Genomic DNA, 23,447 nt, shown 5'->3' on the forward strand with positions numbered 1-23,447 from the left:
GATGCGCCGACCAACTAAAGCAAAGTTACTTCTTACCGAAGTCTAGGTTGTTGAGATCTATGTTCTCCATGCCTTTAGGCGGCTTTGGCATGCCCGGGAGTCCGCCACCAAGGCCTCCCATACCGCCACCTGCTCCACCAAGCTGCTTCTGTAGTTCAGCAAGGTCAGGCATTCCGGCTCCACCCATACCCGGCATCCCAGGCATTCCTGGCATACCGCCCATTGGCATCTTTGGCTGGGTTGGGCCCTTCTTGGCTGGTTTACGCTTGCCGTTCTTACCCTTGCGGCCCTTGGCTTGCTTCTTGGTTGCACTGCGGGATCCAGGACCCATGCCAAACTGGCCAGCCATTTGACCCATCATCTTGCGAGCCTCGAAGAAGCGTTCAACAAGTTTGTTTACTTCGGACACGGTCACACCGGAACCGTTGGCGATGCGCTTGCGCCTGGAAGCGTTGAGGATCTTTGGATTATCGCGCTCGGCCGGGGTCATACCGCGGATAATCGCCTGGATGCGGTCGAGTTGCTTCTCATCAACCATGTCCGCCATTTGGGACATCTGCTTGCCACCAGGCAGCATCTTGAGGATGTTGCCGATTGGTCCCATGCGGCGGATCATCAGCATTTGGTCAAGGAAGTCTTCCAGGGTGAGCTCGCCGGAGCCCAACTTCTGGGCAGCGACCTCTGCCTTTTCCTGATCCATGACTGCTTCGGCCTGCTCGATGAGTGACAGTACGTCACCCATGCCCAGGATTCGGCTGGCCATGCGCTCTGGGTGGAAGACGTCGAAGTCGTCGAGTTTTTCACCAGTGGAGGCAAACATGATGGGCTTGCCGGTGACTTCACGGATGGATAGTGCAGCACCACCGCGGGCGTCGCCATCAAGCTTGGTCAGGACAACACCGGTGAAGTCGACGCCGTCGCGGAATGCTTCGGCGGTGTCTACGGCGTCTTGACCAATCATGGAGTCAATGACAAAGAGCACTTCATCAGGGTTGATGGCTTCGCGGATGTTGCGTGCCTGAGTCATCAGGGTTTCATCGATACCGAGGCGACCTGCGGTATCCACGATCACGATGTCGTGCTGGGTGCGCTTGGCTTCTTCGATACCTGCGCGCGCTACCTCGACTGGATCACCGTGGGAGGTGCCCATTTCGTGCTCGAGGGAGTCGATGCTGGTGCCTGGATCCGGTGCGAAAGTGGTAACGCCTGCGCGTTCACCCACAATTTGCAGCTGCTGAACTGCGCCTGGACGCTGAAGGTCACAGGCAACAAGCATAGGAGTGTGACCCTGCTTGACCAGGTGCTTGGACAGTTTACCTGCGAGGGTGGTCTTACCTGCACCCTGCAGACCTGCCAGCATGATGACGGTCGGTGGGTTTTTGGCCAGTGACAGTCGGCGGGTTTCGCCACCGAGGATCTGAACCAGTTCCTCGTTGACGATCTTGATGACTTGCTGCGCGGGGTTGAGTGCCTGAGAAACTTCTGCACCAACGGCGCGTTCCTTGATTCGGTTAATGAAGGCACGAACAACCGTTAATGAAACGTCAGCTTCCAGCAGCGCGAGACGGATCTCGCGTGTGGTTGCATTGATGTCTGCCTCGGTGAGCTTTCCTTTGCCGCGCAGGCCGGAAAGCGCGCTATTCAACCGATCGGACAGTGACTCAAACACGAATGAACTCCCAGTAGGTTCTAGAGTGCGGGGTTGCTAATCCCTACATGTTAGCCGGTTGCCCCCGCTCAGGTCACGTCAGCTACCTGCCAACGACCTGACTACGGAGCGTTCCACCGTTGCTCGATCGAAGCCGGGCTTCAGTGCTGCCTGGATAATCAGGGTCGCACCGCGGGTCACAGCGTTGATCCAGAGGGCATCGGGCAATGTTCTGAGCAGGGCAAAAATAGCTCCTGTGCGAAGCTCAGTGCGCACTTCTAAAGTGTTCCCGTGCCAAAATGTGGCTGTTATCCCAAGTGCTGGAATGGGAACCTCGGAAAACACACCGGATTGATATGCCTGCAGGAAATGCTGCGGATCAAAATCTTGGGGGCCGTTTGCGCGGACATCAAATTCCGCACTCCATTGACCATTGGCCAGCATGCGCGCCGCGGTGATTGTCCATCCTTTGGCATAAATTACGCCAAGAATCCGATGTAAGTCTTCGCCGTGCCATTGCACTGTGAACACGCCATCGCGTTCCACCAAACCAATTTCACTACGTGGCGCAATCATCGGCGCAACCGGGCGAATATCGGTGAGGCGATCACGCGCACGCTTGCACACAATCCGCAGCGCATGCTCCAAACGCGCCGTCCACACGCCAGGCCCCGTGGCTTTCGCATCAGCTTCTGTTAGCACCTCAAGCAGATTCAATGTCACCAGGTCATACCTAACAGCATCAAGCAGCTTATCGACGGCGCCCTCCGAGGAGGGATCAAGGCGCGCGGCGATTTTGGCCACCGCGGTGTGCTCGGCGACCAGCGTTTGCACGCTGGCACGATCGCGAAGGTTCAATCCCATGCGGCTTGCAGCCCTCGCCACCATCTCTGCACCTACTTGTTCGTGTGGACGCGGGAAGCCCTTGCCAATGTCGTGGTACAAGGCTCCCAAAACTAAAAGATCGGGGCGCGCGACGGTCACAGTTTCTAGCGCACATCCTGCAACAGTGTTCAGACTATGTTCATCGATGGTGGAAATATGGCTGGGTTCACGGGGCATAAGCCCTTTGATGCGGTCCCATTCTGGAACAAAACGCGACCACAATCCGTGGCGATCCATATTTTTCACCACTCGGCGTGAGTTTTTCGGACTGGAGAGAATCCGAAAGAAGTCCCCTGCTGCATTGGCAGGCCATGGCTCAGGAAGTGGCGGGCATTCATTAAGTCGAACCCAGGTTGATTCTGCCACCGGAAGTCCGGTGGTTGCTGCGGCTGCGGCCACTCGAAGTGGAAGTGCGGGATCATTAAGATCTGGTTTTTTGGACAATTCGATGGTGCCGTTGGCGTCGACGACATCAAGATCAAGTGGGCGTCGAGAAGCATTCCTGAATGCAAAACCTGTGCGACGTGGCAAAATGCCACGGGCGGTGGCCAGCGCGGTGGTCAGGCCATCATCAATGGCGCGGGCTGCATCGGCGATCTCCCGGCCCAGGTGATAGCGGTCAACAAAGCCCAAATCCATGGCCACATCCACCGCAAATTCGGGGTCAAGGACGTCGCGGGAGCGTCGCGCGTGGACGTGCAGCAAGGTGCGGGCGTCGAGAAGCAGCTGGTGTTGCGCATCAAGCTGTGGAAGGTTGCATAGGTGGCCGAGCGCGAGGGCCTTGATCAGTTCGAAATCGCGCAGCCCTCCCCTGCCGTGTTTAAGATCTGGCCGCGTCATTGCCACGACGGGTCCGGAGCGGCGCCAACGGGCAATCGCGGTGTCCACAACGGCATCGAAGTTTTTGTTGAGTTCCTGGCGCCACTTCTCCACGATGCGCCGGCGCGTTTTGGCACACAGATCCTCATCGCCAGCGACAAACCGCAGGTCAAGCATGGCAAGGGCTGCAGTGGAATCCGCAGAAATCATAGCCACACACTCATCTGGGGTGCGCACGGAGTAGTCGAGACGCTTTTTTGCGTCCCAAATCGGGTACCACAAATCCTCCACGCCATCCGGGGTGGCTCCTGGTGGATGGATCAAAATGAGGTCCAAATCGGAATACGGCGTGAGTTCGGACCTGGCCAAAGATCCGGTGGCGGCAAGCGCGGTGCCGGCGGGTAAAACCAAAGAGCCCAGCAACGCCAGGACTTCCTTTTCAGTATCTTGGCGCAGCTGGGCTGGATTATTCATAAGTTTTTAAAGGGCTGCTTCGCCGCGCTCACCGGTACGAACACGAACCAGCTCTTCGATGTTAGTCATCCACACTTTGCCGTCGCCGACTTTGCCGGTGCGTGCGGTCTCGACGATAATGTTGATGACTTCCTCAGCCTGAGCATCGGAGATAATAACTTCAATCTTGACCTTAGGCACAAAATCGACAGCGTATTCAGCACCACGGTACACCTCGGTGTGGCCTTTCTGCTGGCCAAAGCCTTGGGTTTCGGTGACAGTCATGCCCTGCACACCTGCCTGCTCGAGAGCATCTTTAATGTCGGTGAGGGTAAACGGCTTGACAATTGCGGTGATGAGTTTCATGATCGTCTCCTTCAAAAAGACATTCGGAATAATGTCAGAGTGGTTTAGGTATTTTTAAACAAACTTAACGAATTTCCGGACCCGTGGTGTCATAAGCGGATTCTGCGTGTTCGTGAGTATCAATGCCTTGCTGCTCCACATCATCATCAACGCGCCATCCTACTGTGGCCTTCAGGGCGAATGCGATGAGCGCAGTAATCACACCTGCGAAAACTACAGCGACTAGCGCGATGACGATCTGGACAATAAAGAGTTTAAGTCCATCCATGCCACCACCACTAAACCATCCGATGTCAGTGGCAAGAAGTCCTACACCCACGGTGCCCCACAGGCCAGCGACCAGGTGCACACCAACTACGTCGAGGGAGTCATCGAAACCGAAGCGGTACTTCAGCCCCACGCCCAAGCACGCCAAGATGCCGCCGATTGCACCGAGGATCAGGGAGGTCACTGGGGTCAGTGCGCCAGCTGCTGGAGTAATTGCGACCAGACCGGCGACGACACCAGAAGCAGCACCCAAGGAGGTTGCGTGTCCATCGCGGAATTTTTCAGTAGCCAACCAGCCAAGCATCGCAGCTGCGGTTGCCGCCGTGGTGTTCACCCAGGCCAGGCCCGCAAGGCCGTCGGCTGCGAACGCCGAGCCACCGTTGAACCCGAACCAACCAAACCACAACAGCGCAGCGCCGAGCATGACCATGGGCAGGTTGTGCGGCCTGGCAATTGCCTTGCCAAACGTCTTTCGCTTGCCGACGATAAAAGCCAGCACAAGGGCCGCTGTGCCCGCCGAAATGTGAACAACGGTACCACCAGCAAAGTCGATCGGAGCGATATTGGCTTCACCATCGGTAGAACCAAACAACCACGAAGCAAAACCAGTGACATTATGGCCCAACAATCCGCCACCCCACACCATGTGTGCCAGTGGGAAGTACACCAAAGTCACCCACGCGCCGCTGAAAATAAGCCAGGTGGAAAACTTCACACGCTCTGCCAACGCACCGGAGATCAGTGCAGTGGAGATAACGGCGAAGGTAAGCTGGAATCCGATATCAATAATGTTTGGGTAGCCAGCTGCGCCCTCAATGTAGTTGCCGTCTGCATCAACGATGGAATCTTTAAGACCGAAGAACTCAAAAGGGTTAGCAAAGATTCCCGCGATTGATTGGGTTCCATAAGACATCGACCATCCCCACAAGAGGTAAATAACAGTAACGACGCCCAATGCTCCAAAGGACATCATCATCATGTTGAGCACGGACTTTTGACGAGACATGCCGCCATAGAAAAGTGCCAGTGCTGGTGTCATTAGCAGCACGAGCGACGCGGACATCAGCATCCAAGCTGAATTGCCGGAGACTGCTGCAATTTGATCTGCACCCATAGCGTGGATGACCTCCTTTGACGTTGAAGTTTTGTCAAGCTTTTTCATGAGTTCAAGGAGTGCCTTTTGGGATTGACACCCCTTGAACCAGCTCTAACTATAGACCTACAGAAACTAATTTCAATAGATCTATAGAATAGGTTTTGGAGGGTTTTGGATATTTTCTATAGTTTAACAGGTAATTTAATGAATTGTTAAGTGCATCACAGCTGCTTTTTGGTGGTACCCAGGCAAAAGAAAACCACCTGCCAGACAACATCCGACAGGTGGTTCTCGCTTATCGGGTTTCTAGCCCAGCAAAGCGTCCACGAAGCCCTCAACCTCAAACGGTGCCAAATCATCCGCACCTTCACCAAGACCAACAAGCTTCACAGGAACACCCAACTCTTCCTGCACCTGGAACACGATTCCGCCCTTCGCAGTACCATCCAGCTTGGTCAACACCACACCCGTAATATCCACAACTTCACGGAAAATACGAGCCTGCTGCATACCGTTCTGACCAACCGTGGCATCCAAAACCAGCAGCACTTCATCCACCACTGCCTTCTTCTCCACCACGCGCTTAACCTTGCCCAACTGATCCATCAAACCAGTCGACGTGTGCAAACGACCCGCAGTGTCAACCAAAACGACATCCGCCTGACGCTCAACACCCTTAGCCACAGCATCAAACGCAATAGATGCAGGATCCGCGCCCTCAGCGCCACGAACAGTCTCCGCACCCACACGGCGACCCCACGTCTCCAACTGATCCGCAGCCGCCGCACGGAACGTATCCGCAGCACCAAGAATCACCTTATGACCCATGGACACCAACACACGAGCAAGCTTGCCAGTAGTCGTCGTCTTACCGGTACCGTTCACACCAACAACCAACACCACCGCTGGCTTACCCTCATACGGCATAGCCTTAATGGAGCGATCAAGGTCAGGACGGCAAGCATCAATCAGCGAAGCACGCAGCATCGCACGCGCCTCTGCCTCACTACCAACACCATGCTCTGCGATCTTGTCACGCAGCTCATCCACCACACGCGCAGTGATCTTGGCGCCCAAATCCGCCTTGATCAACATCGCTTCGATGTCTTCCCATGCGTCTTCATCCAAGTCACCCGCAGACAAAATGCCCAACACTGACTTACCGAAAACACTCTGTGACCGAGAAAGACGACCACGCAGCTTACCGATACGACCCGCCGCCGGCACGATCTCATCAATAGGCTCCGCAGCTGGCTCCGGCTCCACATCTGGAACTGGAGTTTCCTCCAGCGCAGCTTCCGCAGATTCCACAGCAACCTGAGCAGCCTCTGCAGCCTCGGTGACCTCAGCAACTGCCGCAAGTTCTTCAACTGCAGGTTCTTCGATTGTTTCGGGAACTTCCGCTACTGCAGGTTCCTCAACAACTGCAGGTTCCTCTGCTACTGCAGGTTCCTCAACAATTGCTGGTTCCTCTGCTACTGCAGGTTCCTCTGCTACTGCAGGTTCCTCTGCTACTGCAGGTTCCTCAACAATTGCTGGTTCCTCTGCTACTGCAGGTTCTTCAACAACTGCTGGCTCTTCAGTTTCGACCTCTGGCTCAACAGCGACAACTTCTTTAACCTCAGGCTCCTTAACTTCTGGTTCCTCGACAACATCATCAGAGGTTTCTGGTTCAGGAGTTGCAGGTGCTTCTTCAGCAGGCTTTTGAGCTGCGAAAGTTTCAGTCGATTGCTCCGGCGCCTTTTCCTCTTCAGGAGCTGCCGGCGGAATAACTACTGGTGGAACAATCGGTGTTGTTTCAGCCTTTGGTGCGCCAAGATCTTGGCCTTCACGCAGCACTGGCTCTTCTGTTTGTTTAGCTGGGGCGAAGTTGAATCCACCTTGGGCTTGGTAATTTCCAGACTTCTCTTGCTGGGTTAGTTCTTTTTTATTCTCTTCAGGTTTTTCAAAACTAACGGTCTTTGATTTACCTCGCTGATTTCCTACGATCAATACAATGATGATCGCGAGAACCACGAGGACTACTAGTCCAATGATCCAAAAAGTCGCATCCATACCCTCTATAGTGGCAGGTTTGACCCCGATGCACACAGGTACCCCACGTTAAATGTGGTGAAACTCTTGCTTTCATGGAGTCGAGGTCGCCGAAATGGGGTCTCGTTTTCGCTTTTGGAGCGAAACGATTCCAGTTTGAGCAGGTCAGAAGGCCTGACTCCCCCAGCGCCGTTTTAAGCCACTCATTTTATAGAACGAGTGTTTGTATCGGCAAAGTCGTTCTATGCCGTTAGAAGCGAATCTGTTGAGTCGACTTTTTGGGTCCAGGTGCCAGAAATTGGGGTAGACCAAACCTGAATGCCCAAGAATCCTAAATGTGAAGTTCGTGGGCATCTGTGTCCGATTTGAAGCCCTGAAAACCACACTAGAATGCCCAAGATCTAGAAATCAGCGTTTGGTGGGCACTGTGGTTTGGTCTCGGCTTGCCAATACCCAATCAGACCAGACAAGCATGCCAACGAATCTGAAATTCCACTGTTTTTGTCACGTGTGTCCGGTTTATCAAACAAAAAACCGGACAGGCGTGCCAAAACTTCCGACAAATCGAAAATCTTGTCACGCCTGTCTGGTGCCCGCTAGGTGCCCTCCGATGAAATCAGGGACTAATCGACGAGTCCTGGGTTTCGAGCTCCCAAAACCATTGCCTCCGCGGAGATCAAGTCACCGGTGACAAGGTCTGGCACCAGATCAGCGATTCGACCCCAACCGGCAGATGCACGATCGAGAGTTCGGGTCTTGCCGATCAATTCGTGTGCATGCAAACGGGATGACAACGCGAACACCAGTGACACAACTGGGGTGAGTGCCCACATGTTTTCTGGGTTGTCAGTGTTGACACCATCGAGCTTGTCGAATCGAATACGTGCGGAGGAATACAGCTGACGCTGGGTTCCACGCATGGCACGAAGAAGTTCTACAGCGGTCTTAATCAAGCCTTCAGTCTGGAGAACCTCACGGAGTGCATCGCGCTTCTTGAAGGTTTCGAACACTGCCATGAGGCGGGTGTTGTCTTCCATTAGTGGTCCAGGAACGATGTCGGCGTTGCTGAAGAACATGTCCAGCAGGGCTTTTTGCTGGGTTTCGTTCATGCCGGCAATCGCAACGGTGGATTGGTCGATGCATGCGGTGTCCAAAGTGGAGTCACGGCCAGTTGCAAGGGTGGACAGGATGTTCTTGCCGGCGACTTCCTCAAGTTGTCCGAGGATTGGCAGCAGTGGTGTGCGGTTGCCAAGCTCTTCGGCTTCCTTGAATGCGCTTGGCAGTGCACCCAGGAGTTGCAGGGTTCCGATCCATGCGGTGCGGTGCACTTCTGTTGCTGGTGATTCCGTGGTGAACGGTGAGGCTGCCAGTCCGGAGGAAATGACTTTTCCAGGTAGTGCCTGTGCGGGAACCAGCGAAGCGGACAGACCCTTCAGTGCTGCGGCTGGTGAGGAGCGCAGGGCGGCATGGACTACTGGAAGATGCTCGGTGTTTCCCTGTTCGGTCCAGATATGGGAAACATCCCAAAGTGCGGGGACCACAGCGTCACTGATTGGTGGTTCTTCTACTTCCCCACCGAAGAATGCTGAAAGCTGTGCATATTCTTCGGTTTGTGCTGAGTAGTAGCCTTCTTGCTCAACGGTGACCGCAGCTTTTCCTGGTGACAGTGGGGTCACGGAGGTAGTGAATGGGTCAGCGGTGTGGAGTTGAACAATCAGGTTGCCTGCGCCGACGAGAACTTCAGGGAGTTCCAGCTCTGGTCCGGTGACAGCAAGTTCCACTGCGCTTACCCACGGTGCGGTTTGTGGCCACACCCATGCAGCGAGTTGGCGACCGGCTGCGAGTTCTTCGAATACGAGCTTTCCATCTTCGATGGTGATGCCAGTAAAGTTCTCAGTTTTGTCAATGACAGCAATCGTCACGGAAACGCGACGGTCAACCTTGCGGTCAGTCCACTCAAATTCGATGGATCCGCGTGGCATCACAAAGGTACTGGCTGCGATTTCCTTCATGCTGGCAATCCAGGTACGGCCGTTGTCAGGGGTGACCATTTTCACGGTTCGCAGTGGTGAACCGTGGTGGTTGCGCACACTGACCTTTGGATCGCCGACATCGACACCGGTGCGGATGCGGAGTTCGCCTGCACCGTCGAGGTCGCGTGGTCCACAGACAGTACGGGTGACGCGCCAGGTTGGTGGCTCGGTGGTCAGTGGAAGTTCGATGGCGATTTGTGGTGGCACAAATCGCAATGGCATTTGATCGCCTTCATCGGTGGTGACCACGAATGATGCGTTGGGGTCGGTTGCTTCAACGGTGACCAGGCGTGGCTCTGCGGTGAAGTGCTTTTCACCGGAACGCACGCGTAGGCTGGCTTCGCTGAGACCAGTGGTGGTTGGGATTCGAAATGATGCACCTGAGGCGACTTCGAATTCGGTGGTCATGTCTTCGACGATGGCGAATTCGTGTCGGAAGGATTCATTGCGTGGGCCGCGGAGTCGGACCAGGTATTCACCCACCCATGGGGCGTCGTATATTTCTGGGTCGAAGATGGCGAAAAGGCCACCGTCGGCAGGGACTTCCAAAGGCTCTGGCTCGGCGATTTCTTCACCAGCAGCGCCTACACCTGCGAAAGCCGAGATGGAGAGCATCCAGGTTTCGTCTTGTCCGCTCAGGGTTGGTGGGAACTCGGCGATCAGGGACTGCGCGTGTACGGGGAGTCCGGAAATGGATCGTACGTGAGGGACCAATTCGGCTGGGTGGTGGAAGGCAACGCGTCGACGTGGGTCAATGCATCGGACTTCTTTGTTGACCTTCAGAGAGGACAGGCCACGGGCGTCCACGCGGGAGCACACCCATGAGTTCCAGCCCTCTACGAGGAATTGCTCAATAACTGGTACTGGCTGGCCAGTGACCATGTCTTCGAGTTTTGCTTCCGCTGGCGCGAGAACGTAAATCTCTTGATGGTGCAGGGAGACCTTGTCGGTGAGGTTTTCACCGCGCGCGGAAAACACCAGCACTGGGTCGTTGAAGTCCACGACTGGGACAACCCAGGTGATTTGGTTTGAGGTGTCGGTGACGGTGGTTTCGCGGATTTGACGCTCGACAGTGATGTCGAGGGCTTCGGAGTATCCAGAAGTATCGCCCCATGCTCGGCGGGTGGAGAAAATCCGGGTGGTGCCTTCTAGGCTGACTCGCCAGTTGATTTCATCGTCGCTGACGCGCTGTTCAGGTAGACGCAGGCAGACTTTGCGGCGTTCTGCATCCAGGATGAGGCGTGGGCGAAGCTCACGAAGTGCCACACCAACGGAGTTTTCACGGTCGGCAGTACCAACTGGGCGTTCCCGAAGTTCCGCCACAACGATCTCATCGATCATGGCTGGCAGTGAGGATTCGCGCTGGCGGTCTGACCAAGAAGTTCGGTGGGTGGTGGCAAATTCAATGAGTTCTTGAACTCCGCCGATAAGGGTCTGTGCCCACTCAGGGGTTAGGCGCAGGACAGCGTCGAACATGAATGGATATTCGGTGGTGCCGTTTTCCACTTCGGTCAGCACTGCGGCCACTTCGTGGTTACTAATGCCTGCGTGGATGGATAACAACTCCAATGGAGATGCAATTCCCTCAGGAACGAGCAGGCCAGCCTGTGCGAAGAGCTTTTCGGTCAACCCTTCAACAACTGCTGCGTGTTCTGCGCTAAGTCCCAGTCCTCCGATGTATTCACCGAAGAAATCTGCTGGATCGCTGATCCGTGACGCCCGAGACACCAAGGTGGTGACTGTCAGGCATGGGGTCATTTCAAAAAGATCCCCAAGGCTTGCGCCCGCGCCTACCTGGCGGGACAAAAAGGTGCCGTAAAACCGATGAATGCGCTCGAGCTCATCGTGTCGCAGCTGAATTTGTGGAAAGTACTCTACCCCTGCAAGACGCTGGTTCAGATCCAGCTCAGTTTGTGATGCCCATCCGAGCAATGAATCTGTCATGTCTGCGATGCCAGCCGGCATGTATACACTCTCCCCGCGCAAAAAATGCGTTTTCCTCTAGAACTAATTGTGATGTTTAAACACACTACCCCACTGCAAGCGCTGAAACATCTGTAGCCAACCTGCGCTGTGAGCTGGAACATCATCCGTGCTCAGCGCAGGTTTTACCCCGCCACAGTTTCCATTGCAGAAGCAGGTTCCATGCGTTGGGAGATCACGCGGGTAACGCCATCGCCACGCATGGTGACGCCGTAGAGTACGTTAGCCACATCCATGGTGGGTTTTTGGTGGGTGATCACAATGAGCTGGGAGTCGCGGCGCAACTCTTCAAACAGTGCGATAAGTCGGCGAAGGTTGACATCATCGAGTGCTGCTTCCACCTCATCCATCACGTAGAAAGGGCTGGGTCGGGCGCGGAAAATCGCGACGAGCATGGCTAGTGCGGTGAGGGATTTTTCGCCACCGGATAGCAGCGATAGGCGCTTGACGCGTTTTCCTGGTGGGCGGGCTTCCACTTCGATGCCGGTTGCCAGCAAATCATCGGGCTCGGTGAGGATCAGTTTGCCTTCGCCACCTGGGAACAAGGTGTTGAACACGCGTGGGAATTCTGCTTCCACGTCGTTCCAGGCATCGGTGAAAAGCTGCAGAATTTTCGCATCGACTTCTTCAATCACGCCGCTCAGATCGGCGCGGGCTTGTTCCACATCGGCCAATTGGGTGGAGAGGAACTCGTAGCGCTCTTCCAAGGCTTTGAATTCTTCCAAGGCCAGGGGGTTGACTTTGCCTAGTGCGGCGAGGTCTTTTTCGGCTTGTTTGAGGCGTGCCCGTTGGAACTTTTCATCAAAGTTTTCATCTGGGGTGTAATCGCGCAGCAATTCTGCGACCGGAATGCCAAGTTGCTCGGTGATTTTGGCAACGGCTTCCTCCATGCGCACTTGAGCTTGGCTGCGCGCAAGTTCCATGGAGTGGGCGTTGTCGCTGAGTCGATTGAGGTGCTGGCGTGCAGCACTCACAGCATCTTTGGCGCGCGCTAAGTGTGAGGTCAGCAGCGCTTTGTCGCGGTTGTGCTGATCTCTTTCGATGGCTGCTTGGGCAAGGGCAGCTGAGACACGCTCGGCCACATCGCGTGCGCCATTTTGCACGGCTGCAGCCAATTGGGTGCGCCTGCGACGGGCTTCCATGGCTTGTTCATGCCGGATTTTGGCTTGGCGCTCATGCTCGGCCTGGCGTCGCAGACTATCGCCCTTGCCCCGCTGCTGCCCGGCGCGCTCTTCGGCGGTGCGTTGGGCAAGGCGTGCTTCCATTTCCATGGCGCGGATTTGTTGCAGCTCGGCATTTGCTTGGTCGCGGGCGGTGGTTGAGGGTTCGTCAGCGTCTTCTTCGTCTTCCACGCGGGAGAGTCGATCGACGATGTCTTCTAACTGTTCGCGCAGCTCTTCACGGCGTGTTTCCGCAGCATGCAGGCGTCCAACATGGCGGACGCGCTCGGATTCGGCGGCCTCATGTTGTTTGTCCAAGCGCGCGAGATCGCGGGTGATGGAATCCCTGGTCATGTCGAGTTCGCGCAGGGCTGCGGTGCGGGCAGCCACCTCGACGCGAGTGTTGTCGGCAGCGTGGAGGGCGCCATCAAAAGTGCCGGCAATGTCGTCCAAGGCGGCAGAGGCCGCAGCAAGTTGAGCTTCTGCTTCCTCAATTTGAGCTGTGATTTCCACAGTCGAGGTTTCGGTGCCGACCTGAATCCACCCAGCGCCGATGAGCACACCATTGCGGTCAACGGCACGCAGACGGGGATCATCCTCGATTGCTTGGCGGCCGAGGGAGGGGTCGTCGACAAGCACAACGTCGGCAAGCAGCCGGTTTACCGGGCCGGCAATCGCCGGATCCAGATCAACATGGTCGAGCAGCCAGCTCGCCCCGGCCGGAATGTTCGCGTCCAGGCGCCATGCGCCGCCAGCCTGCGTGCCATCAACGATGATGGTGCGTGCAACGCCGGCGTCGATAAGCTTCTCGACGAGCCCTTCCGCAGCCTCGCCAGCCAGCGCCTCGGCATGCGCACCCAGGGCGGCAGCGAGAGCCTTATCGACGTTTCGTTGCGGTCGAATCAACGTGGCCAGCTGCGGGTAATCCACCACATCAGCAGCATCGGAACGTGGCCTATTTTGGTTAAGCGTCTCAATGCGCGACTGCAACCTGGATACTTCTTTTTCCAGATCGCTGCGCTTAGTACGAAGCTCCTCAAGACGAGTCTCTGCTGCTTCGGCTTCATGTTTTGCCTGTTTGAGGGCTTCTTCCAAGGGCGCACGATCCGTGTCAACGCCCTGTTTACGCTCATCGGTGAGGCGACGTTCACGTTCCACATCCAAAATGCGGCCGATGAACTCCTCAAGCTGCTCACTGAGTCGCTCAGCTTCCTCCTCTGCTGACGTGTGCTGGGTGCGCAAAGATTCCTCAGATGCAAGCAGGCGCACAACACCTTCACGACGATCAGAAATCGCCCTGACCTGCGCCAAGTGTTCACGCTCAGCCTCACGAGCCTGCGCGGCCTTATCCTCGGCTTCCTCTTGAATGGAGGTCAAACGCTCGGTGGTCATTTCCACGGCCATCTCGAGTTCTTCTAATTCTTTGTCAGCAGTTTCGGCCCGACCAAGCAACTCATCAGGATCCTGGCCCGCATACGGCACATCCGCGGCACCTGAACTCGCACGGTCTGCAGCAATACGCATCGTTGCCGACACCCGCTCAGCCAGCGAAGACAAATCAAACCACAACTGTTGCGCAGCTTCAGCCTGCGGAGTGATCTCCGCCAACTCCATCTCCACTTCCATCTGAGTTGTGGTGGCTTCTTCCAGCTGCTCTTGTGCTGCTTCCGCCTGCTCACGAATCATTTTCTCGCGCTCAGTAGAGGTTTCCAGCTTTTCCGAGAGCTTCACGATCTCAAAGCCAGCAATCTGGAAACGCGCATCACGCAAATCAGCCTGCACCGTCGCCGCACGCTGCGCTGCTTCCGCCTGCCTAGCCAACGGCTTGAGCTGCTTGGCCAACTCATGGGTCAGATCCTGCAAACGATCAAGATTGACCTGCATGCCCTGAAGTTTGCGCTGCGCCTTTTCTTTCCTGCGCCGGTGCTTGAGCACACCCGCAGCTTCTTCGATATACGCTCGGCGCTCTTCGGGGCGGGACTCCAAAATCTCTGCGAGCTTTCCCTGCCCCACCATGATGTGCATTTCACGGCCAATACCGGTATCCGACAACAGCTCCTGGATATCCATCAATCGAGCTTTCGCCCCATTGATCTCATATTCACTTGCACCATCACGGAACATCCGTCTGGTCACCGACACTTCGGTGTACTCAATGGGCAGTGCGCCATCAGAGTTATCAATGGTCAGCGTGACTTCTGCGCGACCCAACGGTTTACGATCGCCCGCGCCAGCAAAAATGACATCTTCCATTTTGCCGCCACGCAAGGTCTTCGCAGAACCTTCACCCATCACCCAGGCCAGCGCATCAACCACATTGGATTTGCCTGAACCATTCGGACCCACCACGGCACAAATGCCTGGCTCAAATTTCAGGGTCGTCGCAGACGCGAAAGACTTAAACCCCTTGAGCGTCAACGATTTCAAATACATAACGGGGTTAAAGTCTAGCGCTCCACAAAGCCTTCAACGTCACGCGGCTCGCCCCATTGCTCAATAACTGTGTCCACATGACCTGGTCTGCGATACGAGCTGGGGTTTTCCTTCAACCTTCTCAGCAGTTCTTCGCACTGTGTTTGTGGCCCTTCAGCAACCACGCACACCCGGCCGTCACTTAAATTACTGGCAGAACCTGCAAGTTTTAATTCTCGTGCCTGCGAGGTAGTCCACCATCGAAAACCCACGCCCTGGACATGACCATGAACAAAAGCAGTCAGACGAACTTTCTCCATTGTGTTTCTCCTAATCAGTTTTCTTAGCCCGCAGTTTTAGAAACGGTGTTGGGGCTGGTGGTTCGAGTTCTTCAAACCAGCCAGGTTCCATCCCATGATCGCTCAAATACTTCAACGCCCGCTCAATAGTCGAACGCTGCTGCTCGAAAGCTTTCAAAATGGGCGAAGAACTATCCGACACGTTTTTCACACGCGTGTGCTCCCGCACAATCAGACGTTCTGCCTCCGCGAATTCTTCCCACACCTCATGAGTTCTATCTATCTCATGGCGCTGCCACAAAATAGCCAAACTTAGCTTCTGTACAACGAGCGCTTCGATCTCTTCCGTGGTGTTCACCGAGCTCAACACCCCAGCGGTTAAACTGCCGCCACCAACTGTGAGCAGTGTTCCTGCAGTGACCAAACCGCCCATCATCCCACCTGGACCAAATGCTGCGAGTGTCGAGGCAACAGTGGCTACTCCAGCAACAGTCGGCACAGCCGCCAAAGCCAAACCACCCGTTGCAGCGGTCAAAGCTGCAGCCCCCACACCAAACGCTCCCCATTTGCGCCAATTGCTCTTCGCGCTTCCCGACACCACCCCAACAGCCATTTGCAATGCATCAAAAATATCAGCGCCCACGGTGGAACCCAATTGAGTTTCCGCCGTGAAATCCCTCAGTGCTTCCCGCTGAATTTTCTCCGGCACCTCGATCTCAAAAGGCAGCAGCAGGTTCTGTCCAATGATCTCTAAAAGCCGCTCAATTGCCTGCTCTTTGGGCATAAATGGGCTCAAACCTGGAACAGGAGCTGCTGCGTTTGGATCACCGTTATCAAAATCCAGGCGTGCGATTTCCTTCGGAATCGGCCGGCCCTCTTCGGCGTTTCTGGATTTAATCTCCTCAATCAGGCGATCCTGAGTCTCCCGAAGTGCGTACTCATACCTTAAGGCTTCATCGCCTTTGAGCCGTTGCAAAATGAGGTAACAATAACGCAGCGCCTGCAGCACAAAAATCTCCGCGTCATTGAGCGGAATCTGCAGATTTTTCTCCGCAAGGACGATTTCTTTGCTGCGCGATCCGAACAGCCCAAACCCAATTGCTTCCGCCACTGCATCATTGGCACAGTATTCCCGCGAAGAATGCCCAGGGCCTGGGACCAGTGAGGTTTTCACACGAAAATCCAATACCCACGGAACAGCCACCGACACTCCGCGTTTTGCTGCAACAGGATCAGATCCACTCCAAAAATTCACCCACCACGACACATTGCTCAACGGCGTGCGCAGCAACTTAAACAAATCATCCACATTGAATTGACCATTTGCCAACGGACTACCGATGGTGACAAATCCCTTCACCGTAAGCTCTGGCGGCAATCGCCTCAAAAGGTCTGCAGCAATTACCGACCCCAAACTGTGCCCCAACAGCACAATCTCTCCCTCGGTTGGAAGCTGCTCCAAAATACGGCGATGCACTTGAGCTCTGATCTGCTGATTGTTGAGGAAATTCCGGGCCTGTACAAAAAGTGGCAACTCCACGCTTCGAGACACCACCGCCTCAGGAAATGCGCCACCCGCTCCCCGATTATGCCGACCAAGCCTGGTTTCCATCGCAGCTGTTCGACGCTCGAACTCTAAAAGCTCCAAGCCACTTAACGTCATATGTTTTTGTACCGGTGGCACCGCAAAATTATGTTGAGCTTCCGGATCTTCCCACAAATCATCTGCGTATACCGGATTTAAGACAGTGACATCATCCAGGCTCGGAAACCCAATCCTGGCCAACCCCTGCGAAAGCTGGTCTTTCCACTCTTGTTTGAGATCTCCCCGACCCACCCCATGCAAATAGACAAGAGTTGGTGTTGTCACAATTGCCCCACTTTCCACCGTTTTCCGCCGTTGGAGTTAATGATTAATCAACGCTCGACCGGTCCAATTAGTTCCACTGATGTTGGTTTATGCCTTTAGGGTTCTACTTAGGATTCCTCGTCCCGAAAGCTCAACAGGGCGTCTATAAAAGATTTTTCTACGTCAGCTAATGTGCGTCCTTCCTTCACCAACATCCATGCATCGCGTTGTGCCCAAGGTTCCTCGATGGGAAGTACATTCTTTGTCCGGATCCCTAATCTTCTCGTAGTTCCAAGCGGAAGAATTGCCGATCCTGCTCCAGTACTAGCAACCGCATAAACCGCACTTAACGTGGGCAAACGGACTCGGTAGTTGGGAGTGATTCCATCTCTTCTAAGGTGCGCATCAATATAGGTTTGAAGTGGGATCCCAGCAGATAAACCAATCATTGGACCCTTTAGTGCTTCCACTGATGTCTTAGCTGACGTGCTGACAATCATCAAAGGATCTTCCCATAATAAGTGTGCTTCTAAACCTGTTCGAGACTCCAGCACTGACACCACCCCTAAATCAGCAGTGCCTTCTCGAACCCGTCGTGCAACCTCACTGCTTGACTCTTCTTCCAAATCAACGTTGAGCTCTGGATACTTATTAAGCGTTGCTGCCAGAAACTCTGTCAGTGAATCCACCGCGGAGGTATTACTCACCAATTTGATGTGCGTTTTTTGGTGCTGTTGGAAAGCACTAGTGAGCAGGTCGGCTTGCTCAAGAAGTCTCCGGCTTTGAATTAGGACTACTTCGCCAGCTTCAGTGGGAACCACTCCGCTACGTAGTCTCTGCAATAGGGACACACCATGTTTCTTCTCCAGAGCCGTGATCCTGGAGCTAGCTGCCGACAGTGAAAGCCCCACTGCCTGGGCACCTCCTGTAATCGACCTACAATCCACGGCAGCTACCAAAAGCTTAATGTCTCGCAGATCGATGCTCACCTAATGTTGCCTTTCGTAAATTCGAAGCGAGCTTCTAATTCTAGCAAGCTTGGTGATGGAGTATCCTGCCAAAATTTGTCCTGTTGCTTATTGTGCAGGAATTCGGAGGCGGACATGTCAATCGAGTGGTTACAAATTGTTGAATTAGGAGCGATCTTTGGTGCAGGTTTCCTCGCAGGAAGCATCAATGTAATTGTCGGAGCAGGAACATTAGTGTCGTTTCCTATTCTCGTGTTCCTGGGCCTTCCACCGTTGACTGCCACCATCGCCAACACCATCGGCATCGTTCCTGGAAGTATTTCGGGTGTGGTTGCTTATAGACGTGAACTACACGCCCATGTAAAAACCATCAGATTTCTGCTGCCAGCATCAATCCTCGGAGGGATCACCGGCGCCTCGCTCTTGCTGCATTTCTCCGCAGATGTTTTTACAGCAGTAATTCCCTGGCTGATTGGATTCGGCACGCTGTTGGTTATCGCAGGTCCATCAATTAAGAAGCATGTTGGCGCTCATACTTCAGGTGGCATCTCTGCTGGGTTTAGGCAATTGCCTTTCCCGAGCCGAACCACCTTCATCGTCTCAGTATGTGGTGCCCTGTTGCTGGGCATGTATGGAGGGTACTTCAGCGCAGCTCAAGGCATTCTTCTCATCGCATTGCTTGGCATCACATCAACGCTGCAGATGCAGGAACTCAACGCCATCAAAAACCTCACAGTGGCGGCAGTTAATCTCATCGCAGCCAGTGTTTTTATAATCATCTCCCCTGAGTTGATCTCCTGGCCGACCGTTGCCTTAATCGCGCTTGGCTCAGCTTTAGGTGGATACATCGGCGGACGGTACGCCCGCCGACTTCGCCCCAGTGTTTTTAGAGCATTTGTGGTCATCGTCGGAATCACCACGGTCATCGTTATGACGATCGGTTAATGCAGCAGACTAGTAACCCCTCTAGTTGTGAAGGGAACTACCTCGATGCTGGCGGTTCCAACAAGCGTGATCAACGCAAGAACAACATCTAGAGCAATTACTGCAGCAGCTCAAAAGAGGGCGTCTGAATCGCTTGAGTTTTCTTCGCCTGAGCATTCAAATTGCCACTCCAACTTGGATATACCCGAAATCCCCGTTTACCGGGACGCTTAGTGGAACGAGTAATTCCCTGCTGTTCAAGCTGCTCTCGCGTGAATCGAAATACTCCGAAATTACTCTCATCTTGGACAAAAATCAGAAGGCCTGCGCAGGCCTCAGAGGAATCAAACGGGCAAATTTCGCCTTGTTCATTGCGCATCCAAAATGCAACGAAGGCACCAGGTTTTGTCGGGGTGACTCGAGCGGTTCTGATATGCCAGGTCTCCGATCCTAAGAGAACAGTCCCCGCTTCATAATCGCTGTGCTGTTCTTCGCTGTGCGGTGTACCTGGCTTGCCATAGCGATTTGCAACGAGCCCAATAAACTGCTCAAATCCAGAAAAGCTCATACTGCTCCCCTAATCGATGGCTTCCCCAGCAAGGGCTTTGGAGGCGAGGCGTTCTTCCTCACTGACTTCCCACACCTCGTGAGCGGCGTGCAGTGCGAGCAGAATGATGAAACAACCTAGGATCAAATCTGGCCATCCAGACGTCGTCCATGCGGTAATTAAGGCCATCATGATGATGGCAATGTTGATCAGGACGTCATTTCGGGCGGATAGGAAGGCAGCTTGGCCAAGCGAGCCACCATGTTGTCGCACTCGAGAAATAATGATGGCACTCGCGCCGTTGATCACGACGGCGCCCAGAGAAGCGACGATGATCGGAAACACTTCGGGCGCTTGCGGTGCGGAAAACCGTTGAATCGCTGCCCACGCAGCAAAAGCAGCAGGTGCAAGAATCACAATCGCCATAAGTTTGCCCATCACTGCGCGCCTCGCCAACGGCCATCCTAGGGCAATGAAAATGAGCAGGTTGATGGAGGTGTCTTCAAGAAAATCGACACTGTCAGCCAGTAGAGAAACGGAGCCTGCGCTTAATGCAATAAAGAATTCTACAAAGAAATAAGCGAAGTTAAGCAGCGCGACGGTGAGCACAGCTTTGCGCACTTTGGTTGCATCAAAAGCTTCGCTCATCAGCTAGCGCCGCTTCTGGCAGTTTGGGCAGTAGTGGGAGCCGCGGTTCATGAAACTCTCCCGGATGATTAATGTTCCGCAGCGTCCGCACGGCTCCCCGGTTTGCGCATAAGCATTCAATGACAGCGCAAAGTAGCCGGAGTTGCCATTGACGTTGACATAGAGCGCGTCGAAAGAGGTGCCACCTTGAGCAAGTGCTTTGGTCATCACGTCTTTGCCAGCTTGAAGAAGTTCTTCCAAGCGAGCTAGGGACAGTCGATCGGCACGTTGCAATGGGTGAATTTTTGCTTGCCAGAGCATTTCATCGGCATAGATATTTCCGATGCCGGAGACGATCTCTTGGTTAAGCAGGAGGCGTTTGATCTCCGATTTCCGAGATTTCAAATTCCGCGCAATCGCAGAGAAATCAGCAGACTCATCCAATACATCTGTGGCAATGTGAGAGACGCGTTCGGGTACTCCATCAACTAGGTCGCCGAGCCACCAATAACCGAAGGTGCGTTGATCGACAAACCACACTTCATCGCCATTATCTAGCTCGACTTTGGCTCGAAGGTGTGGACTAATTGGTGCATCTGGTTCTTTGATGAGCATTTGTCCACTCATCCCAAGGTGAACCAGTAGCCCTAAATCGGGACGGGTTTCGCCGGAGGGTGCGTCGATAAGCTCAAGCCAGAGGAATTTGCCGCGTCGCTTGGCAGCGCTGACCCTAAGCCCTGCGATGTTGGCCTCGATTTCGGGGCCACCGCCGAGTTGATTGCGGGCTGCGCGCGGGTGAAGCACTGTGGCGGACACGATGGTGTGGCCGACCATATGATCTTCTAAACCGCGGCGCACCACCTCAACTTCAGGCAGTTCAGGCACGGGACTCCCGAAGCTTTCGGAATGCCTGGTGCGCTGCTTCCTGCTCGGCCAGCTTCTTGTTCGGGCCTTCTCCCCGACCCATTTCTTCACCTTCCAGCGTCACGATGGCGGTGAACACTAGATCGTGATCCGGACCGACTGAGGTGGCGGAATATTCAGCCATGGGGCGCTTGCGCTGAGCAAGTTCCTCCTGCAGCGTGGTCTTCCAGTCCTGGTGAATGCCCCTGGCCGATGCGTTATCGATCTTGTAGGCAAACAGGCGCAAAATTACGTCGCGGGCGGTTTCAAAACCGTGCTGGCGGAAAATCGCGCCGAACAACGCCTCTGTGGTGTCCGCAAGAATGGAATCCTTACTGCGACCTTCGGTGAGCAATTCGCCTTTGCCCAGCAAAATGTGGTTGCCAAGATCAATTTCGCGAGCGATATCTGCCAGGCCGTAACGGCTGACAATTGAAGCGCGCATCTTGGAGACATCAGATTCAGGGCTGCTGGGGTACTGCTCATAGAGCTTGTTGGCCACGGAGAGACCCAAGACGGCGTCGCCGAGGAACTCCAAGCGCTCATTATTGGGCAGCATGCCGTTTTCGTTGGCGAAAGAGCGGTGAGTCAACGCAAGCACCAACAGATCGCGCTGGATGTCCACACCAAGGTGGTCAAGCAGCGGCTGATGATCTACTGCATCGAATGCTTCATTGAGTGCGTCTACCCCGGTGAGGCGATTCTTTTTCCTGCTCACAGGAACTTCTCCAAACCAGCCCAGCGCGGATCGACCTTTTCCTCGTCTTCTACTTCTTCAGAGACACCGTCAGGAGCTGGCGTTTCATCATCCTGGCATGCGCCGTACCCAAGTTCTTCGCAGACAGGGTTAAACGGCAAGGTCAGACCAGCTTCATCAATGACAGACTGAAGCAGATCAATCTGGTCTTGGTTAACCATTGGCAGCTCATCTTCGTCATCTGCTGCATCTTCACCAGTAACAAAGTCTGGATCGGCAGCAAAAACCTCAGAGACGTGCAGCGTCTTGGTTGGGGTGAGTTCGCGGAGGCAGCGGGAGCACTGTCCCAGAAGCTGCGCTTCGATATCTGCTTCGACGGCCAGGCCTCCACCGAGTGGAATGATCTGGGCTTCTACGATAACTTTTCCGCCCTCGGGGATCGCGATCATTTCCGGACCAATGCGGGTCGGGCTTGGACCTGATTGGGTGAGGTGTTCCGGAAGGGCACTTCCACGAAGGAGTGCGGCGACATCAAAAATAAATGGAGATTTCATGACCAGGAAGATCCTACTCGTACCTCATCGTGACTACATACATCAGATGAGGATCGCTAGACGGAAAGGTGAAAAAGCCTAAATGGTTTCTTGGAAACTAGTAGTCTCGATCGTCGCGTTCGTAGCCTCGTTCATAATCACGCTCGTAGTCCCGCTCATATTCACCACGCGCTGCCGGTTGCTCATCGCGCAGCTCGCGGCCAGTAGCTCCAGCTCCTCGGCGTAGTGCGGAACGATCAGCAGTGACAGAACGCAACGTGGTGGACAGCGAGGTTTCAAACTCTGCCAACTTGGTATCCACGTAGTCATCGCATTCATTGCGCAGCTTGTTGGAGTCAGCGTGCGCTGCATCCACAATGCGGTGTGCTTCTTCCGTGGAGCGACGCACCACTTCTGCCTCGCTGACCAGGCGATCCTGCTCGGCCTGGCCTTCAGCAACCGCGCGGCGATACGCATCATTGCCGGAGTTGACCAGGCGCTCAGATTCAGCCTGGGCGCGCTCGGTGACGCTGTTTGCTTCTCGACGAGCGTCACTCACGATGCGATCCGCTGTGTCATTAGCCTTAGCAACGACAGAATGCGCATGCTTGGTGGCGTCTTCCACCATGGCATCTGACTCCTCAGTTGCGCGTGCAAGGAGGTTTCGGGCCTCGTTTTCTGCATCGTCGACCAAGGCAATGGCCTTTTCTTCAGCTTCACGGATCACACCATCACGGTGGTCCAGCACATCTTGTGCATCATCAAGTTCTACAGGAAGCGCATCACGTAAATCATCGAGAAGCGCAAGCACTTCCTGACGGGGAACCACGCAATTTCCGGTCATGGGAACGCCGTATGCGCGTTGAACGGCTTGAACTAAATCATCCAGTGCTTCGAAGACCTTGTACATGGGGTTAATCGTACTGAAATCCTGTGAACCATGC

The 23,447-nt window shown here is 54.6% G+C and carries 17 protein-coding genes; 1 reads left to right on the forward strand and 16 read right to left on the reverse strand.

Annotated elements, in window-relative coordinates:
• Positions 1 to 25: 25 nt before the first annotated feature.
• The 10 genes from ffh to CGL_RS10270 form a co-directional block, all read right to left on the reverse strand.
• Positions 26 to 1,669 carry a signal recognition particle protein gene (gene ffh / locus CGL_RS10225; protein ID WP_011014851.1) on the reverse strand — a complete coding sequence of 548 codons (1,644 nt, stop codon included), beginning with the start codon at positions 1,667 to 1,669 and terminating at the stop codon, positions 26 to 28.
• Positions 1,670 to 1,747: 78 nt separating this feature from the next.
• Positions 1,748 to 3,826 carry a [protein-PII] uridylyltransferase gene (locus tag CGL_RS10230; RefSeq protein WP_011014852.1) on the reverse strand — a complete coding sequence of 693 codons (2,079 nt, stop codon included), beginning with the start codon at positions 3,824 to 3,826 and terminating at the stop codon, positions 1,748 to 1,750.
• A 6-nt stretch (positions 3,827 to 3,832) separates the two neighbouring features.
• Complete coding sequence (glnK, locus tag CGL_RS10235; protein WP_011014853.1) at positions 3,833 to 4,171, reverse strand: P-II family nitrogen regulator GlnK; 339 nt, start codon at positions 4,169 to 4,171, stop codon at positions 3,833 to 3,835.
• Between the two features lie 64 nt (positions 4,172 to 4,235).
• The gene (locus CGL_RS10240) at positions 4,236 to 5,552 is read right to left on the reverse strand and encodes an ammonium transporter (protein WP_011014854.1); all 1,317 of its coding nucleotides are present in this window, start codon (positions 5,550 to 5,552) and stop codon (positions 4,236 to 4,238) included.
• A gap of 288 nt (positions 5,553 to 5,840) precedes the next feature.
• Positions 5,841 to 7,589: a signal recognition particle-docking protein FtsY gene (gene ftsY, locus CGL_RS10245; RefSeq protein ID WP_011014855.1), complete on the reverse strand. Its 1,749-nt coding sequence runs from the start codon at positions 7,587 to 7,589 to the stop codon at positions 5,841 to 5,843.
• Positions 7,590 to 8,191: 602 nt separating this feature from the next.
• Positions 8,192 to 11,566: a hypothetical protein gene (locus tag CGL_RS10250; protein WP_011014856.1), complete on the reverse strand. Its 3,375-nt coding sequence runs from the start codon at positions 11,564 to 11,566 to the stop codon at positions 8,192 to 8,194.
• Between the two features lie 143 nt (positions 11,567 to 11,709).
• Entirely contained in the window at positions 11,710 to 15,177 is a 3,468-nt protein-coding gene (gene smc, locus CGL_RS10255; RefSeq protein WP_011014857.1) for a chromosome segregation protein SMC, read from the reverse strand.
• A gap of 14 nt (positions 15,178 to 15,191) precedes the next feature.
• On the reverse strand, positions 15,192 to 15,476 hold the full coding sequence (locus tag CGL_RS10260; RefSeq protein WP_003856367.1) for an acylphosphatase: 285 nt from the start codon (positions 15,474 to 15,476) through the stop codon (positions 15,192 to 15,194).
• A gap of 10 nt (positions 15,477 to 15,486) precedes the next feature.
• Positions 15,487 to 17,343, reverse strand: coding sequence for a hypothetical protein (locus CGL_RS10265; RefSeq protein ID WP_011265868.1), 1,857 nt, complete (start codon positions 17,341 to 17,343; stop codon positions 15,487 to 15,489).
• Positions 17,344 to 17,432: 89 nt separating this feature from the next.
• Positions 17,433 to 18,293 (reverse strand): LysR family transcriptional regulator, encoded by an 861-nt coding sequence (locus CGL_RS10270; RefSeq protein WP_011014859.1) that lies wholly within the window; start codon positions 18,291 to 18,293, stop codon positions 17,433 to 17,435.
• Between the two features lie 114 nt (positions 18,294 to 18,407).
• Here CGL_RS10270 and CGL_RS10275 point away from each other — a divergent pair, with 114 nt between their 5' ends.
• Positions 18,408 to 19,217, forward strand: a complete 810-nt coding sequence (locus CGL_RS10275; RefSeq protein ID WP_011014860.1) for a sulfite exporter TauE/SafE family protein — start codon at positions 18,408 to 18,410, stop codon at positions 19,215 to 19,217.
• Between the two features lie 97 nt (positions 19,218 to 19,314).
• On the opposite strand, the gene CGL_RS10280 is transcribed toward CGL_RS10275, so the two are convergent.
• The 6 genes from CGL_RS10280 to CGL_RS10305 form a co-directional block, all read right to left on the reverse strand.
• A complete protein-coding gene (locus tag CGL_RS10280) occupies positions 19,315 to 19,764 on the reverse strand; it encodes a MepB family protein (RefSeq protein ID WP_011014861.1) in 450 nt (149 codons plus the stop codon).
• A 9-nt stretch (positions 19,765 to 19,773) separates the two neighbouring features.
• Positions 19,774 to 20,391: a cation transporter gene (locus CGL_RS10285; RefSeq protein ID WP_011014862.1), complete on the reverse strand. Its 618-nt coding sequence runs from the start codon at positions 20,389 to 20,391 to the stop codon at positions 19,774 to 19,776.
• A 3-nt stretch (positions 20,392 to 20,394) separates the two neighbouring features.
• Positions 20,395 to 21,255: a bifunctional DNA-formamidopyrimidine glycosylase/DNA-(apurinic or apyrimidinic site) lyase gene (gene mutM, locus CGL_RS10290; protein WP_011014863.1), complete on the reverse strand. Its 861-nt coding sequence runs from the start codon at positions 21,253 to 21,255 to the stop codon at positions 20,395 to 20,397.
• Positions 21,248 to 21,991: a ribonuclease III gene (gene rnc, locus CGL_RS10295; RefSeq protein ID WP_003861938.1), complete on the reverse strand. Its 744-nt coding sequence runs from the start codon at positions 21,989 to 21,991 to the stop codon at positions 21,248 to 21,250. The genes mutM and rnc overlap by 8 nt, the downstream gene beginning before the upstream one ends.
• Entirely contained in the window at positions 21,988 to 22,524 is a 537-nt protein-coding gene (locus tag CGL_RS10300; RefSeq protein WP_003861940.1) for a YceD family protein, read from the reverse strand. Before CGL_RS10300 ends, rnc begins: the two co-directional genes overlap by 4 nt.
• 97 nt (positions 22,525 to 22,621) lie before the next feature.
• The gene (locus tag CGL_RS10305) at positions 22,622 to 23,413 is read right to left on the reverse strand and encodes a DivIVA domain-containing protein (RefSeq protein ID WP_003861943.1); all 792 of its coding nucleotides are present in this window, start codon (positions 23,411 to 23,413) and stop codon (positions 22,622 to 22,624) included.
• Positions 23,414 to 23,447: the final 34 nt, after the last annotated feature.

This window comes from Corynebacterium glutamicum ATCC 13032 (assembly GCF_000011325.1).
GTDB lineage: Bacteria > Actinomycetota > Actinomycetes > Mycobacteriales > Mycobacteriaceae > Corynebacterium > Corynebacterium glutamicum.

Excerpts from the sequence above, each read along its gene's own strand:
- CGL_RS10280 (WP_011014861.1), bottom strand. The coding sequence starts at position 19,764 with ATGAGCTTTTCTGGATTTGAGCAGTTTATTGGGCTCGTTGCAAATCGC.
- glnK (WP_011014853.1), bottom strand. The coding sequence starts at position 4,171 with ATGAAACTCATCACCGCAATTGTCAAGCCGTTTACCCTCACCGACATT.
- CGL_RS10250 (WP_011014856.1), bottom strand. The coding sequence starts at position 11,566 with ATGCCGGCTGGCATCGCAGACATGACAGATTCATTGCTCGGATGGGCA.
- CGL_RS10305 (WP_003861943.1), bottom strand. The coding sequence starts at position 23,413 with ATGTACAAGGTCTTCGAAGCACTGGATGATTTAGTTCAAGCCGTTCAA.
- ftsY (WP_011014855.1), bottom strand. The coding sequence starts at position 7,589 with ATGGATGCGACTTTTTGGATCATTGGACTAGTAGTCCTCGTGGTTCTC.
- CGL_RS10275 (WP_011014860.1), top strand. The coding sequence starts at position 18,408 with ATGTCAATCGAGTGGTTACAAATTGTTGAATTAGGAGCGATCTTTGGT.
- CGL_RS10240 (WP_011014854.1), bottom strand. The coding sequence starts at position 5,552 with ATGGGTGCAGATCAAATTGCAGCAGTCTCCGGCAATTCAGCTTGGATG.
- CGL_RS10285 (WP_011014862.1), bottom strand. The coding sequence starts at position 20,391 with ATGAGCGAAGCTTTTGATGCAACCAAAGTGCGCAAAGCTGTGCTCACC.
- CGL_RS10230 (WP_011014852.1), bottom strand. The coding sequence starts at position 3,826 with ATGAATAATCCAGCCCAGCTGCGCCAAGATACTGAAAAGGAAGTCCTG.
- CGL_RS10300 (WP_003861940.1), bottom strand. The coding sequence starts at position 22,524 with ATGAAATCTCCATTTATTTTTGATGTCGCCGCACTCCTTCGTGGAAGT.
- CGL_RS10260 (WP_003856367.1), bottom strand. The coding sequence starts at position 15,476 with ATGGAGAAAGTTCGTCTGACTGCTTTTGTTCATGGTCATGTCCAGGGC.
- smc (WP_011014857.1), bottom strand. The coding sequence starts at position 15,177 with ATGTATTTGAAATCGTTGACGCTCAAGGGGTTTAAGTCTTTCGCGTCT.